Annotated in this window: 8 protein-coding genes; 3 read left to right on the plus strand and 5 right to left on the minus strand. The window is 38.8% G+C overall.

What is annotated here, in order from left to right; all coding sequences use genetic code 11:
* Window positions 1-62 precede the first annotated feature (62 nt).
* Window positions 63-950, minus strand: coding sequence for an outer membrane lipoprotein-sorting protein (locus B6A32_RS01605; protein ID WP_233131290.1), 888 nt, complete (start codon window positions 948-950; stop codon window positions 63-65).
* Between the two features lie 28 nt (window positions 951-978).
* Window positions 979-3,459 (minus strand): efflux RND transporter permease subunit, encoded by a 2,481-nt coding sequence (locus tag B6A32_RS01610; protein WP_085301010.1) that lies wholly within the window; start codon window positions 3,457-3,459, stop codon window positions 979-981.
* Window positions 3,460-3,718: 259 nt separating this feature from the next.
* On the opposite strand from B6A32_RS01610, the gene B6A32_RS01615 reads away from it, so the two are divergent.
* Window positions 3,719-4,036: an ArsR/SmtB family transcription factor gene (locus B6A32_RS01615; RefSeq protein ID WP_198946858.1), complete on the plus strand. Its 318-nt coding sequence runs from the start codon at window positions 3,719-3,721 to the stop codon at window positions 4,034-4,036.
* Window positions 4,037-4,052: 16 nt separating this feature from the next.
* Here B6A32_RS01615 and B6A32_RS01620 read toward each other — a convergent pair whose 3' ends face one another.
* Window positions 4,053-5,072: a GlxA family transcriptional regulator gene (locus tag B6A32_RS01620; RefSeq protein ID WP_085301011.1), complete on the minus strand. Its 1,020-nt coding sequence runs from the start codon at window positions 5,070-5,072 to the stop codon at window positions 4,053-4,055.
* Window positions 5,073-5,204: 132 nt separating this feature from the next.
* Here B6A32_RS01620 and B6A32_RS01625 point away from each other — a divergent pair, with 132 nt between their 5' ends.
* Entirely contained in the window at window positions 5,205-7,100 is a 1,896-nt protein-coding gene (locus B6A32_RS01625) for a beta-ketoacyl synthase (RefSeq protein WP_085301012.1), read from the plus strand.
* 215 nt (window positions 7,101-7,315) lie between these two features.
* Window positions 7,316-9,520: a sensor domain-containing diguanylate cyclase gene (locus B6A32_RS01630; protein WP_085301013.1), complete on the plus strand. Its 2,205-nt coding sequence runs from the start codon at window positions 7,316-7,318 to the stop codon at window positions 9,518-9,520.
* A gap of 493 nt (window positions 9,521-10,013) precedes the next feature.
* Here the strand turns inward: B6A32_RS01630 and B6A32_RS01635 are convergent, their stop codons facing one another.
* Entirely contained in the window at window positions 10,014-11,462 is a 1,449-nt protein-coding gene (locus B6A32_RS01635) for an FAD-dependent oxidoreductase (RefSeq protein WP_085301014.1), read from the minus strand.
* Window positions 11,463-11,489: 27 nt separating this feature from the next.
* The gene (gene gltB, locus B6A32_RS01640) at window positions 11,490-15,950 is read right to left on the minus strand and encodes a glutamate synthase large subunit (RefSeq protein ID WP_085301015.1); all 4,461 of its coding nucleotides are present in this window, start codon (window positions 15,948-15,950) and stop codon (window positions 11,490-11,492) included.
* Between the last annotated feature and the right edge of the window lie 883 nt (window positions 15,951-16,833).

The raw sequence follows: 16,833 nt of genomic DNA on the forward strand, positions 1-16,833 counted from the left end.
AGCGCTTTAATTCTCGCTAAATTACTAATAATCGTTCACCTTCTAAAATATTGCGCAAGTGACTAGTCTAACCACGCTTTTGGCGGTGTGCGCATACTGCGTTCACTGAAAATACTGTCAGGTAAGCCAAGGTTATATTTTACATTACGAAATTGCATTTCGGTGTAGCTGTTATTGTTCAGGTTAGTAATACGCGACTTTACTACAGTAGCAATGCCGTCAATTTCTTGCACTTGTAGTACTGTCATTTTGCGAATAGCACGATCGTTGTGATCATAATAAGTAGTTTCTATTGGGAGGGAATTCTGCTTATCAATTGTGACAACATAGTGATTAAACTCAACACTTTGTGGATCTTTTGGGGAAGCTGTAATGGTATAGGTGCTGCCATCTTCACTGTCTAATGAAAAATTATCTTCATTAGGATTACGACCTGAAACATCTTCATAGTAAAAGTGAGAGCCAACAAAAGACGTACGTTTATCGCCAGCCGAAATACGTTTTACTAAGTCAAGTGCGGGTAAAAACAACCAACGATTGTCATCGCTTTGAAGCTGTTTTTCTACTCTAAATACTGTGTCTTTAACGTTACTTGGCTTTGAAAAAAACACCAACATCGTTTGATCGCCAAGGTCTTGCACATCTTTGCGTAAAATGGTGAATTGTCGCATTTGGCGATTACCGTTTTCATCAACAATAATCATACGCGCTTCAGCACTGCCATCTTCGCCAGCATAATAAGAAGCGAGATTCGCGCGGTCTATTATATTTTTAACGGCTAAATTTTCGGTTTTATTCGTTATATTTATTGGCGTAGTTTTTATTGCTGAAATTGTACTTTCTTCAGCATGTAAGTGACTTTGGCAGGCCAGAAATAAACTCAAAGTTAGCCAAAGAGAATGGCTATGCTTTATTGCTTTTATCATTTTATAACTTAATTTAATGCTCATAATATTGTCCTTATAAATTCGTTCATGCTTAACTGGCTTGGCGCATAGTGGTTAACGTTAGTAAAGCTGGCAGCAATACTAAGGTCACTAAGGCAGATAAAATCATAATACTCGCTAAGAAAAAGCCTACGGTGATATAAGGCATAAGCGGTGATAATAGCAAAGGCGTAAAGCCAATCGCGATTACAATGGCATTGCGAGCAATAGCACGACTTGGCTCTTGAAACATAGCGCTTAAGGCGACACGTAGACTTTGCTTTTCAGCTTCAAGCTCGCGCACGCGTTGAATAAAATGTATCGCGAAATCAATTGATAAACCTAAAGTTAATGCGGATAAAACCGCAATGGGCATGTCATAAGCTTTACCAAACCAGCCGACTAATCCGTAAATCATGGTGATAGTAAAGGTCAACGGTAACATGGCTAAAATACCGTACTTTACTGATCTAAAGAGCAACATCATCATGATAAATACAATTACAAAAGATGAAAGTAGGCTATCTATCATGCCGCTCACCATAGCATCTTGCCAAACAACATTAAGATATGACTTTCCTGCCCATTGATGTTGAACATTTAGTGGCGGCGGATTCTCGCTAATATAGGTATCTACCCAGTTAACGACCTTCGCCATGTGCTGATTGTCGCCGCTGGTCATTTGCAGCCATAGCAGTGTGCGTTGAAAATCAGGGCTGACAAAGTGCCATAAATCTTGCGGGCGATGTGAAGATTGAAACTGTAGCAAGGTTTGCGCGACACCATTACTGCTGCTTGGGATCTCGAAATCTTTATCTTCGCCAGAATTAAGTTCTCGATTTACGGTGCTAATAATATCGGTCAAGCTGTTTACCTTGCCTACATCACCGTTATTAACTAGAGCGCTTTGCAAATCAGCCAACCAATTTAACATTGCCGAGTCAGTAAATATTTTTTGTGAATTATTCGCCTGTTCGCTAATGTTATACAGTTGTTCGAGCCAAGCTTGTTCCTCAACGTTAGCTGTAAAACTAAAGTCATCAAGTAGCATTAATAAGTCTGGTGTGAAGAAGCTGTTTTTTTGATTTTTTTCACGCTTTAACCATTGTTGATGGGCTTGTAAAATGGCTGTTTTGGTTGCGCCGTTATTAGCCGTATCAAGTATGCTATTAAAATTTTCTAGGGCACTTTGTTGTTGCAAGTTGTTATTGCTAAAGACCAGCCATGCGTCATAGGTGCCGGCAAAGTGTTCATTAAGTACTTTATCGGCAATACGTATTTCATGATCAGCTTTGAACCAATTTACTGGGTTGTCGTTGATAATAATACGGTTCACACCCACCAAGCTGAGCACAAAAAAGGCAATAAAAGTGATTAAAATAAGTTTGGTGCGTTTAACTGAAAAGGCGCCCAACTTTTCTAAACTGCTTGCTAATCGACCTTTTTTCTCCATCAGCTGAACGGCGCGTTGTAATTTAGCTAATGTTTCGGGTTTCATACGAGCGATGTACGCGGGTATAAAAGTAATGGTTAATACAAAAGCCAATAAAATGCCGCTGCCGATGAAAGCGCCAAATACTTTCACTGGTGGAATAGGTGTTAGCATGAGTGAATAAAAGCCAACAGCTGAGGTAATTGAGGTAAATAACATTGGCTTGTATAAATGGCCCATGACTTTTTTGATGGTTTTTGAAGCATCATCGCCGGCTTTAAAGCGGTCAGCAAACTCCGATAAAATATGGACTGAATCAACCACCGCAATCGGCATTAAAAATATCGCGATCATTGACGACATAATATGCACGGTAAAACCAAAGCCAATTAAACTGCCCATAATAATTAACACTGTTGCCATGGCAACGATCATAGGGGCAATAATTAATGCAATATTACGAAAGAAAAACCAAAGTAATAAGAAAATAGCTAAACCGGCAAGTGGTGCAGCTACGCCCATTTGTACAAACATTTCGTAGCCAAATTGATCTTCAGCAACGGGTAAACCTGTTATATGAAAAGTTAAGTCGTTTTGTGTATCGGCTGAAGTGTTAGTCGCAAGAGCGCGAATTCTTTCTGCAATAACATAACTTTGATCTTTAGCAATAATCGGCACATAAATAGCGATAGCTTTATCGTCGCCAGAAACTAAGGTGTTATTTAACATGGGTAAGCGTTTTACGGCTTGTTGAATTTTTTCGCTTGCTTTTATTGTGGTGGGTGCTTGTTTCATAAGGTATTCAAATTGAATACCTTGACTAATTCCCTGCTCGTTTGTTAATTGACGAATATTATCAACAACGGTTAATGACAATAAATCAGAGGCGATAACGCCCTCTATTTTTAAAATATCGTCAGTTAGCTGTTCAACTATTTGTAATGTATTTGGGTTGAACATTGTATTATTGCTGACTAAACCCACGACGATCATATCGCGCATTAAAAAATCAGTTTTTATTTGGTTATGAAAAATGCGGGCAGGCGCTTCTTGGCTCAGCATATTTTCGGGGTCGGTATCAATAACAATTTTTGGCAACATCGCTAAACTTAACAAAGTTATCAGTAATACTATGCAATAAATTACCAAGGGTTTTGTGATGGCAAAATTCAATATACGTTTGTAATTCAAAACTTTTACTAACCTCGAACGTTGAACAAAATATACACGGTAAGTTATATTAGATAAATGTAATATACTTTTATATTAGCAGTATCTAATGTAATATCCAACAAGAATTAAATTTAAGTGTTTTTTACAGCTAAAGTTAGCTTTTATAAACAATAACAGTGAGTGGTGTATGACAGAGTTAGCAGCGATTGATATAGCGGAAATGCGAGCTAATGCAGGACAGGCGGCTGATGTATTAAAAGCGATGAGTAATCAAAATAGGCTGTTAATTTTATGCCATTTGGGTGAAAAAGAAATGTCAGTAAATGAGCTAAATAACTTTGTAGATTTAAGTCAATCAAGCTTATCTCAGCATTTAGCAAGGCTACGCCAAGATAATTTAGTGAAAACACGACGTGAATCACAGACTATATTTTACAGTATTGCTAATCCTTCGGTGGTGAAATTGATCAGCTTTTTACACAGTGAATTTTGTAAGCAATTATAATTAACTGATTAAAAGTTTAATCATGACTAAATAGTTTCTTCCTCACCATAGCGCGGTATGCTTTTGGCGTAATACTTAAGGTTTTTTTAAAAAGCCGAGTGAAATTTGCTTGGTCTTGGTAGCCCACTTGAAATGCAATTTCTTGAATCGATAAATTACTCGCAGCTAATAGCTCTTTTGCCGTTTGTATCTTTAATTTTTGCCAATATTGTGTGGCATTAATACCTGTTGCTCGTTTAAATCTGCGAGTAAACGAACGCTGACTTATATCAAATTGTTGAGCAATATCATTTAAGGTTAATTCAGAGTTTAGGTTGGTTTTCATCCAGAATTGAATTTGACTGATTAATTCATCAGGATGGCGATCAACCGCTCCTTCCAAATAGCGTTGTTCTTCATAAGGTTTTCTTATTTCATGAGAAAAATTACGTTCTACTTGCTGCGCGGCATTTTGCCCATAAATTTGAAATATAATATGCACTACAATATCAGCTAAGGCATTAACACTGGCAGCGCAGTAGGTTCGTTCAGACTGGGTGATAAAGAAGTCAGGCTTAAGATCAACTTTTGGGTAATCACGTTTAAATTGTTCAACATAATGCCAATGGGTGGTAGCGGGGTGGTAATCTAGAATTCCGGCTTCAGCCATTAGGCACACTCCTGTTCCGCCACCTATTAATGTAGAGCCTTGTGCCCAAATATGACTCAACCAGTTAAGCATTCTGGGTTGCTTAGCTATGGTTGGTCGAGGGTTGCGCCATAAGCTAGGAATAAAAGCAAAATCGGGTCGTTGTGCATGTTCAATGTCAGTATCGGGCAATAACTTAATTAAAGCACGGGTAGAGATCGGCTTTATGGTTTCAGCAACCATTTGAATTGACAACCGAGGCGCATTACGATTTTCTTGTAAGGCTACTGCCTCACCTGCACGGAGCATTTCTACGGGTAAGCTAACACTCGTGGTTAACATATGATCATAGACTAGCAGCGCAATGTTAATCGCATTGGCTTTATTACGTTTAAGTTTTGCTTTCATTATTTTTACGTAACTCTTTTATAGTTTGGCCATTTTGACATGTTTTATGGCTATATGTGCATATTAATTTTATACATTAACTCTTACACTGGCGATATAAATATTAAGTGTTAATTTTAAAGAGATTTTTTCATGACTGCGTTACCGATTATAATTGGCATGGGTGGCATTAATGCCGCTGGTAGAACATCATTTCATCAAGGCTTTCGCCGTATCGTGATTGATAAATTAAATGCTGAAGCTCGCCAAGAGACTTTTGTTGGCTTAGCAACGCTAATGAATTTGTTAACTAGCCAAGATGGAAAGTTAATTGATGCTGAAGGTAGTGCGGTTGATAAAGCGAACGTTGAGCAGCGTTTCGGTGAAGAAATTTTAGCAGGTACTTTGATCCGTAAGATTGAAAAAGAACATTTTGATCCTGATGCAACACCTTGGCAGCAAAAGCTGACTATGGACGTTGGCGATAACGGTATTGTATTTGAAACCCGTGCGCGTGATTTACCAAGTCCATTACCGCGTTCATGGAAAGTTACAGAACTTGAAGATAAACGTGTTCGTGTTGAAATCGCTGGTGAAATTGAAGTTAAACATGACTCAACCCGTGATAACCCAATAAAAGCCGCGGGACAATTTCCTACCGGTTTCAAACCGGCAAGTTTGTATAACAGTCGCTATCAGCCTCGTGGTTTGCAAGCTACTATTTTCGGCGCAGCAGATGCTATTCATTCTACAGGTTACAGTTGGAATGAAATTGTTGATAGAATTAGCCCAGATGAAATTGGTACTTACTCGGCCTCTGTATTTGGACAAACTCAAGCCGAAGGTTTTGGCGGTATGATGCAGAGCCGACAACAAGGTGAGCGCGTATCAACAAAAAATTTAGCGCTTGGTTTAAATACCATGTCGACAGACTTTATTAATGCTTATGTTACCGGCAGTGTTGGTACAACATTCACATCTACCGGGGCATGTGCAACTTTTCTTTATAATTTAAAAGCCGCGGTACAAGATATTCAAGCGGGTCGTATTCGTTTAGCTATTGTTGGTAGTAATGACTGTGCAGTAACACCTGAAGTTGTTGAAGGCTTTGGTAATATGAGCGCATTAGCGAATGAAGAAGGCTTGAAAAAAATTGATGGTAATGGTGTTGCTGACCATCGCCGTACTAGCCGTCCATTTGGCGATAACTGTGGTTTTACTATCGGTGAAGCTGCTCAGTTTATTGTGTTAGTCGATGATGAATTGGCACTGGAATTAGGCGCTAATGTTTTAGGATCAGTGGCTGATGTTTTTACGAATGCTGATGGCATTAAAAAATCGATAACAGCGCCAGGACCAGGTAATTACATTACTATGGCGAAATCTGTTGCTTTAGCTAAGTCTATTGTTGGCGAAGAAGCCGTTCAACAACGAAGCTTCATTCTTGCGCATGGTTCAAGCACACCGCAAAACCGTGTTACTGAGTCATTAATTTATGACCGAGTAGCGAAAAGTTTTGATATACATAATTGGCCAGTAGCAGCGCCAAAAGCTTTTGTTGGTCATACTATTGGCCCAGCAAGTGGCGATCAAGTGGCTATGGCATTAGGTGTATTTGCTCATAATATTATGCCGGGTATTACTACGATTAATAAAGTGGCGGATGACGTTTATAACGAGCGTTTAAATATTGCCACCGAGCATTGGTATTGTGACAATATGGACATTGCCTTTATCAACTCTAAAGGTTTTGGTGGTAATAACGCCACAGCAACTCTACTGTCACCTGCTGTAACCCTAGCTATGATGGAAAAACGCCATGGCAGTGAAGCGATAGTAAGTTATCATGCTAAAGCTGACGTTGTAGAGCAAGCGAGAATTAAATATCAAGCGCAAGCTGACAATGGTGATTTTCAAATTATTTACCGTTTTGGTGATGGTACTTTGATCGATGATGATCTCAACATTACTCATGAAGATATAAGCGTAAGCGGATTTACCAATAAAATCGTCTTACCGACAATAAACCCATTCGCTGACATGACTTAACTGCTAAAATAGCTAAGTTAGTTTTCTACAAAGCCCTGCAATAGTATTGACAGGGCTTTTGTATTTAATGCACTATAAAACCTCACGATAAAAAAATTCCCAGGCTGAAAGTAACCCAAGATAATCGCTTTTTAGAGGTTTACTGTTTGGCACACTTTTCTGAATGACTTGTTTATACTTTCGTTATTTAATGGCGATAGTAGCGGTAAATATATATGACCATAGCGCCAATTAAGGTTGCTCTAAAGCTTGAAGAAGAAGTTGAAGTAGATAAAACCACACCCTTTCGTTCATTTTTATTGGCTTTGAGCTTAGGTTTACTCGGTGCTTTACTTAACTTTTTCCCTATCGAGCTTGCTCATGGTATTGCTTTAGTTATTGGTAATCTGGCTTTTATTATTGCTGCTGCTTATCTTCGACCAGTATTAACATTATTATGTGCATTAATCTGTGTTGCTCCGCTTTTAATTATGTGGGGACATCCTTTTGGCTTTATAACTTTTGGCTGTGAAGCGCTATTTGTGTCTTATTTACGTGGAAGAGGTTGGTATTTACCAACGGCCGATTTCTTATATTGGCTAATTATTGGGATGCCGATAACGGCAATATTATTATGGATTAATGCTTCTGAGTCGCAAGAGTATTTGCTTTTTACTGTTTTTAAACAAGGTATTAATGCCGTTTTTTATACTGCATTAGCCGTTATCATGATTTTTGTCTTTAGTGATAAACTCAATGTCTGGATAACGTCTCAACAGCCTAAGTTACAGAAGAATCTTAAGCAATATTTACATTATATTTTATGGATAATGTCAGCATTTTTTGTCGTAGGTGTTTGTCTTTATTTAAGTCGAAACATAAATGACATACAGCAGCAGCAAATTGAAGACAAGCTTGAGATTAGTAGCCAATATTTAGGTCAAATTGTAGAGAATTATGTTGAAGATCATAAAAACGCGATTGCTCAAGTTTCCCGTGAGTTATCAAGTATTGAGCCAAGCCTCTATCAGGAAAATTTAGCTAAGGTTCATGAATTATATCCAGGTTTTATCACTATGCTAGTGGCTAACAAAGAAGCGAACATAGTGGCAACCTCGCCTTTATCTTTAATGAAAAATTTACCTAAAGGTGGGGCGAATGTTTCAGATCGCAGTTACTTTGTTGAAGCATTCTATGAACAATCAGTTTTTATCTCACCCGCATTTCTTGGCAGAGCTTTTGGCTCTGATCCAATTGTTGCGATCAGCGCTCCTATTTACAGCAAAAATGAAGAACAGCCCATAGGCATTGTTGAAGGTTCATTAAACCTTAACTTATTTACTAAAATTAATAGATATTCGTTAAATGATCGTGAATTGGATGTAGTGTTAACCGATGAAAATGACAATGTTATTTATGCTGAATCGAATATCGCGACTACTAAACTGGCGAAATTAAACTTTACGCTTGACGATACGGATATTAAACACAACTTAATCGTTATTGGATCTACTAACTCAAAAAGCAAACGTTACTTATACCGTAAAATTATACTCAATAATGGTTGGAAAATATTGGTACTTATAGAGCATAAGCAAGTGTTAATGCTAATAGAACAACAATATTTAACTATATTTGTCTCGTTATTTTTAATTTTTATTTTAGTGGTTTTATTAGCAAATCAAATTGCCAATACTTTAAATAAACCGTTAGCTTTTGCTTTAAAAGAGCTTGCCCACGGTGATGGTAAGACAGGTTTTAAAGCGATACCTTATGATGCGCCGAGTGAATTTTTAACTTTATATGATGAACTACAACAGTCAAAAACTAAGTTACTGCGACAACAATTCATTCTAGAAGACAAAGTTAACAAGCGTACCCAAGAACTAAATAAAGCTAATATAGCGTTAAAAGAGCTAGCCAATAAAGACAGCTTAACAGGCTTGTATAATCGACGTTATTTGGAAAATAAGTTTAGTGAGCTACAAGCAATATTGTCACGTAATAATGCCGATATGGTTGTAGCTATGCTAGATTTAGATCATTTTAAACAGCTTAATGATGAATACGGTCATTTGATTGGAGATAATTGCTTAACCTATATAAGCGATGTAATGAAACGTAAGTTTGATCGTCGCAGCGATATTGTTGCTCGCTTTGGTGGTGAAGAATTTATAATTGTTGCGCAATCTAATGACAATAACGGCGTGTTACAGATGCTTGAGGAGTTTCGAGAAGAAATCGAACAGCATAGTTTTCCTCATGATAGCCATAACTTTGTCAATATTACTATCTCAATTGGCACAATAACGGCTAAAGCTAAGTTTTCTGCGAATATTGACGACTGGGTTAGGCTCGCCGATGAACAGCTGTACCATGCTAAAAGCCGAGGCCGAAATCAGTTATCTAATAATAACTTAACTGATGCCAGCTTAAATTAAATAGCGATTAAGCTAAGTGTTTTTCTTATTATTTTCATATTAAAGCGTTAGCCATATTTAATACCAATTGAAATAAACAATCGATCATTTTAAGGCGGTTTACATCGTCAATAACGGCGTTGTTTTCAATCACACACGCCCGCTATTACTCGACAATATACTCCTGTCATTGCGCTAATGACTTACATCCATGTAAGAATCAACCAAACACCTTGCCTGCAGGGATGCAGGTACTTATGTTTAGTCTGGAACAATAAACATGTATTAATGAACAATTTATCCTCTCTTAACATTGGTCAATAACTTATTACATTTGGTATAAATTATAACAAGCCTGGCATCTAGGAATTATTGTTCCACTGCAGAGAGGGATTGTCGTGGATTTAAAATGAGTGTTGGGAAGTAAGCTAATGACTTAAGCCACTTTAAAATGCAGTATAAACTACATTTTAAAGTGATTAATGAAATGTCTAATGAAATGGTTTGTGGAAACTTATGCTTCTTTCTCTTGTGCTGTCATCACAAAATCGAGAATACCAATGGCCGCTTTACGACCTTGATCAATCGCAGTAACCACTAAATCTGAACCGAGTACCATATCACCACCAGCAAAGATATTTTCTTTACTGGTTTGTAAAGCAAAGTTAGTGTTGTCGGCCGCAATTACACGACCTCTAGCATCTACTTCTACGCCAGCATCTTTCATCCATTGTGGTGGGCTTGGCATAAAACCAAAAGCAATAACCACAGCGTCAGCAGGCATGATGAACTCAGAGCCTTCAATCGCTTCTGGGTTACGTCGACCTTTAGTGTCTGGAGCTCCCAGTTGCGTTTTAATAAACTTAACGCCACAGGCAGCACCATTATCGTCAACGGCAATGTCAATGGGTTGAATATTAAATTGAAAATCAACACCTTCCTCTTTCGCGTTTTGTACTTCACGCGGTGAACCTGGCATGTTGGCTTCGTCACGACGATAAGCACAAGTTACTTCTGTTGCGCCTTGGCGAATCGAGCTGCGAACACAATCCATTGCCGTGTCGCCACCACCCAATACCACAACTTTTTTACCCGAGAAGTTTACATAAGGCTTAGCATTGGTATTGCCATCTTCTTGTGACAGCTTCATCAACTTTTGGGTATTAGCAATTAAGAAGTCTAATGCATTATAAACACCCGGCGCTGACTCATTTTCAAATCCGCCTGTCATATCTGTATATGTACCTAGCGCAAGAAATACTGCGTCAAATTCATTACTGATATCTTCAAAACTGATATCAACACCTACATTGGTATTCAAACGAAACTCAATGCCCATGCCTTCAAGTATTTCTCTACGGGTTTGAATAACGTCTTTTTCTAATTTAAAAGACGGAATACCGAAGGTAAGCAAACCACCAATTTGAGCGTGTTTGTCATATACCACGGCTTCTACACCGTTTCTTGTTAATACGTCAGCACAGGCTATTCCTGCAGGCCCTGCGCCTATAATTGCAACACGTTTACCTGTAGCAATAACTTGAGATAAATCAGGCTTCCAGCCTTGAGCTATGGCAGTGTCAGTAATGTATTTTTCGATATTGCCAATAGTCACTGCACCAAAGTCATCATTTAGAGTACAAGCTGACTCACAAAGCCTGTCTTGTGGGCAAACACGGCCACACATTTCAGGTAAACTGTTGGTTTCATGGCACAGATCCGCTGCTTCCATTATCTTTCCGTCAGTTACTAGTTCTAGCCACTGCGGAATATAGTTATGTACTGGACATTTCCATTCACAATATGGGTTACCACAATCTAAACAGCGGTCGGCTTGACCTGCGCTTTGATCTTCACTCAATGGTTGGTAAATTTCGACAAAATTAATTTTACGCTGTTCTATCGCTTTTTTAGGCGGGTCGATGCGTTTAACGTCGATAAATTGATAAATATTTTTACTCATTAAAAAGCTTCTCCAATCGTGTTCTTATTATTGTGCTTGAACACGAAGTTCTGCAGATGAACGGCTACGATGACCCAATAGGGTTTTAACATCAACGGCCTTTGGCTTAATCAACTTAAATTGTGGTGCATACGAGTCGAAATTAGCTAAAATTTCTTCTGCTCTTAAGCTACCTGTTTCATCTAAGTGTTGGTTAATAATGCCACGTAAATGTTCTTGATGAATATTGAGTTCATCAATCTCTAACATTTCAATTGATTCGTTATTAAGGCGTGTTGCTAAATCGTTTTGTTCATCGAGCACATAAGCGAATCCGCCAGTCATACCAGCACCAAAGTTAACCCCAACTTGACCTAAAATAGCTACTATACCGCCGGTCATGTATTCACAAGCATGATCACCAGTGCCTTCAATAACTGCATGACAACCTGAATTTCTTACTGCAAAACGCTCACCTGCACGGCCGCAACCGAATAGTTTACCGCCCGTTGCACCATATAAGCAGGTATTGCCCATAATCATCGTTTTGTGGCTTAAATACTCAACACCTCTTGGTGGTTTGATAGTTAACTTACCACCCGCCATACCTTTACCAACGTAGTCGTTAGCATCACCTGTTAGTGTCATTTCTAAGCCACCGGCATTCCATACACCAAAGCTTTGACCCGCAGTACCATTTAAAAATACCTTAATTGGGTTTGCTGCCATACCTTGGTCGCCATGTTGACGAGCTATTTCACCAGAAAGCGAAGCACCGACAGATCGATCAGTATTTTGAATCGTTACTCGATATTCACCGCCATTACTGTGTGCAATTGCATCAGAAGTCAGTGCAAGTAAACGTTGGTTTAATTCACCTTTATCAAACGGTTCATTACTATCTGTTTGATGTAATGCTGTATCTTCACCAGCAATAACCGGTGCGATAATAGGACGTAAATCTAGTTTTTGTTGCTTAGCCGTAATGCCTGCTAACGGCACAAGTAAGTCTGTACGGCCAATAATAGCGGTTAAGCTTTCAACACCTAAACGGGCTAAAATTTCACGTACATCTTGAGCAATAAATTTAAAATAATTCATTACTTGATCTGGTAAACCTTTAAAGAATTGTTCACGCAATACTTCGTCTTGTGTTGCAACACCTGTAGCACAGTTATTTAAGTGACAAATACGTAGGAATTTACACCCTAACGTTACCATAGGGGCGGTACCAAAACCGAAACTTTCAGCACCTAAAATAGCGGCTTTAACGATATCGATGCCGGTTTTTAAACCGCCATCAACTTGCAATCGAACTTTATGGCGTAAACCATTAGTGACTAATGATTGGTGTGCTTCAGCTAAGCCAAGCTCCCATGGACAACCAGCATATTTAACTGAAGTTAATGGGCTTGCACCTGTACCACCGTCGTAACCTGAAATAGTGATAAAGTCAGCGTAAGCTTTTGCTACACCTGAAGCAATAGTACCAACACCAGGGCCAGAAACGAGTTTGACTGAAATAACCGCTTTTGGATTAACTTGCTTTAAATCAAAGATTAGCTGAGCTAAATCTTCAATTGAATAGATATCGTGATGTGGCGGTGGTGATATTAAAGTAACACCAGGAACTGAAAAACGTAGCTTTGCAATTAAAGGGGTTACTTTGTCACCCGGTAACTGACCACCTTCACCAGGTTTTGCACCTTGGGCAACTTTAATCTGTAAAACGTCGGCATTAACTAAGTAATGTGGAGTAACACCAAATCGGCCAGAAGCTATTTGTTTAATGCGAGAGTTTTTAACCGTGCCAAACCGACGCTCGTCTTCTCCACCTTCACCAGAATTTGAAAAACCACCAAGACGGTTCATCGCAATAGCAAGTGCTTCATGTGCTTCTGGACTCAATGCCCCAATTGACATAGCGGCACTGTCAAAGCGTTTAAATAACTCGGTATCTGCTTCAACGGCTGAAATATCAATCGGTGTTTGGTCGTCTTTCAGGGCTAACAAATCTCGTAAGGCCGCCGCAGGACGATTATTGACGTGATCAGCAAAAACTCTGTAATCACTATAATCACCACTGCGAACAGCAGCCTGAAGTGTACTTACAACATCTGGGTTGTAAGCATGATACTCACCTCCGTGAACATATTTAAGTAGGCCACCGTGGTTCATTTTTTGATGCGGTAAAAAGGCTTTTCGCGCAAGATTAATAGTGTCTTGCTCTATATCTGCAAAGTCAGCACCTTGAATACGGCTTGGTAAATCAGGGAAACAAAGTTCCATGATATTACTGTTTAAACCGATAATTTCAAATAGGCCCGCACAACGGTAACTGGCTATGGTGGAAATACCCATTTTAGATAATATTTTCAACAGGCCTTTATTGATGCCTTCACGGTAATTAACCACAGCTTCACGAGCCGTTAGGTCGATTTGTTTGTCTTCAACTAGTTGCTCGATCGTTTCAAAAGCTAAGTATGGATAAATTGCCGTAGCACCTAAACCAAATAGCACGGCAAACTGATGCGAGTCACGAACCGAAGCTGTTTCTACAATAATGTTAGAGTCACAGCGTAATTGCTTGTCAACTAAGCGTTTTTGAACAGCGCCAACAGCCATAGCAGCAGGCATAGGTAACATGCCTTTTTCTATATTACGGTCTGATAATATTAAGATAACCGTATTTTTGTCTCTCACTAATACTTCTGCTTCGTCACATAAACGAATAACCGCGGCTTCTAAGCCTTCTGCTTGGTCATAATTTAAAGCTAAGGTATCAGAACGGTAGTGTTCTGGGTCAAGTTCACGTAATTGCTTTAAACCGGTGTACATTAATACTGGAGTAGCGAATAAAATACGATCAGCATGGCCCGTTGTTTCATTAAAAACATTATGCTCACGGCCTATACAAGTGCCTAGCGACATAACGTAGCGTTCGCGTAACGGGTCAATCGGTGGATTGGTTACTTGCGCAAATTGCTGGCGGAAATAGTCAAAAAGTGAACGTGGCTGGCTTGATAATACTGCCATTGGTGTATCATCACCCATTGAGCCTGTAGCTTCTTGGCCATTTTCCGCTAATGTTTTTACTACTTGATGAATTTCTTCATAACTGTAGTTGAACATTTTATGGTATTGAGCGATTTCTTGATCGCTAAAGATTCGTTGTCCAATTAAGCGGGCATCGAGTTTATCGAAAGGCACTAAACGACGAATATTATTATCTAACCATTCTCGATAAGGGTGGCGAACTTTAAGTTCATTATCGATCGCGTTAGAGTTGAAAATTTTGCCCGTGTAAGTATCAATGGCAAGCATTTCACCTGGGCCAACACGGCCTTTTTCGACAACTTCATCTTCACCGTAATCCCAAATACCCACTTCAGAAGCTAACGTGATAAAACCATCGCGGGTAATTACGTAACGCGCTGGTCGCAGGCCATTTCTATCTAGGTTACAAGCAACATGACGGCCGTTAGTTACCACAACACCAGCAGGCCCATCCCATGGCTCCATGTGCATAGAGTTAAATTCATAAAAGGCTTTTAAATCGTCATCCATTAATGGGTTACTTTGCCACGCAGGAGGCATTAATAAACGCATGCCACGGAAGAGGTCCATACCGCCGGCCATAAATAGCTCAAGCATGTTATCTAATGATGAAGAATCTGAACCGCTCTCATTAACAAATGGTGCAGCATCTTGTAGATCCGGTAATAACGGTGACTTAAAGCCATGTGTTCTTGCTCGACTCCACTGGCGATTACCTTTAATGGTATTTATTTCACCATTATGTGCTAAATAACGGAACGGTTGTGCTAAATGCCATTGTGGTGATGTATTGGTTGAAAAGCGCTGATGAAATAGGCAGATGGCAGTTTGCATGCGAATATCAGCAAGGTCTAAATAAAAATTCGGTAAATCTACCGGCATCATTAAACCTTTATATATAGTAACCAAGCACGATAAACTTGCTACGTAAAAACGTTCATCATTGATGCGTTTCTCGGCACGTCGTCTTGCCATATATAGTCGACGCTCAAGATCGCGATTACGCCAACCTGACGGCGCATTAACAAAAATTTGTTCGATAGCGGGTAAATTGCCTTTAGCAATTTCCCCTAAAGTAGTGGTGTCAGTTGGAACTTCTCTCCAACCCACTAATGAAAGAGTTTCATTGGCTAACTCTTCTTCTAGAATTTTTTTACTGGCACTCGCTAAAACTGGATCAGGGTTAAGAAAAACCATACCTACAGCGTATTTTTTACCTAATTGCCAATTATTTTCTTCTGCGACAGCGCGAAAAAAACTGTCAGGCTTTTGCATTAACAAACCACAGCCATCACCCGTTTTGCCATCGGCAGCGATACCGCCACGATGTTGCATACGGTCTAAGGCTTGAATGGCCGTCTTTACGAGTTTATGACTTGTTTCGCCGTGTTGATGGGCAATAAGACCAAAGCCACAATTGTCTTTTTGATATGTATGATCGTAAAGTTGCATTATCTTTATCTTCTCCTAAAAGGCCTCGGCAGTATGGTTTAATGAGAATGGAATAAAATTATACTTAAAGTGCATAAATAGTCCCGAATTCGTAGCGAGGAACCCCTTACATTAAACATTTAATACACCAACGTCAATCCGAATAGAGTAAATGCTCGTAATTATTTTACATTTTAACTCGCAATATAAGGATAATAAGGTGTTAGTGTGATCATATCATTAAAAAAAGCCAAGGTTATTGGTGTTTTATAGCGATTTAAAAGTTTAACGCTTAACTTTATGTAATTTTATTACATTATTGTGGTGTAAAATGAAAAATACTTAGAATATTTTGTATTCACTATTTATTCACTGTTATAAGCCGATAATGTATGATTTTGGGCTATTATGTTGATTAAATAGTTGTTCCTCTTCGAATAAGACAACCTTAAAAGCACGACATAATGTAAGTCTGCTCACCAACTAAAGATGAAAGCATGAATTTTGTACAATAACAATTGTGCTTTAGTAACATATTTGCGTAATTTTTCTATTTTTTGCTCATTAGCAACGATTGACTTGATTATTGATGTAATGCCCCGCGGATCTTTTTTGAGCTGAGTTTTGATGATAAAAAAATCCCCTACTATCGAGATAGTAGGGGATTTATAAGATTTAGTGAGTTATTTAGTTATTTAACCTGAACTCTGGATAATGAGTGCTTGATACTCAAGTGAATCAAAAGCTTAGGTGGTAAAGTAAATGCTATAGCAAGGTAAACATCACGAATTTACACCATCAATGCTTCATTTTATGCCATTTCCAAGGCAAAACGTTTATGAATAGCGGGCTATTTATCGACGTTTTAACGCAGGTAATGGCTTAAAAGGGAGGATTGAGCAAG

Origin of the sequence: Colwellia polaris (assembly GCF_002104515.1) — a bacterium.
GTDB classification, from domain to species: Bacteria; Pseudomonadota; Gammaproteobacteria; order Enterobacterales; family Alteromonadaceae; genus Cognaticolwellia; species Cognaticolwellia polaris.

Excerpts from the sequence above, each read along its gene's own strand:
- B6A32_RS01605 (WP_233131290.1), bottom strand. The coding sequence starts at position 950 with ATGAGCATTAAATTAAGTTATAAAATGATAAAAGCAATAAAGCATAGC.
- B6A32_RS01610 (WP_085301010.1), bottom strand. The coding sequence starts at position 3,459 with ATGTTGCCAAAAATTGTTATTGATACCGACCCCGAAAATATGCTGAGC.
- B6A32_RS01615 (WP_198946858.1), top strand. The coding sequence starts at position 3,719 with ATGACAGAGTTAGCAGCGATTGATATAGCGGAAATGCGAGCTAATGCA.
- B6A32_RS01620 (WP_085301011.1), bottom strand. The coding sequence starts at position 5,072 with ATGAAAGCAAAACTTAAACGTAATAAAGCCAATGCGATTAACATTGCG.
- B6A32_RS01625 (WP_085301012.1), top strand. The coding sequence starts at position 5,205 with ATGACTGCGTTACCGATTATAATTGGCATGGGTGGCATTAATGCCGCT.
- B6A32_RS01630 (WP_085301013.1), top strand. The coding sequence starts at position 7,316 with ATGACCATAGCGCCAATTAAGGTTGCTCTAAAGCTTGAAGAAGAAGTT.
- B6A32_RS01635 (WP_085301014.1), bottom strand. The coding sequence starts at position 11,462 with ATGAGTAAAAATATTTATCAATTTATCGACGTTAAACGCATCGACCCG.
- gltB (WP_085301015.1), bottom strand. The coding sequence starts at position 15,950 with ATGCAACTTTACGATCATACATATCAAAAAGACAATTGTGGCTTTGGT.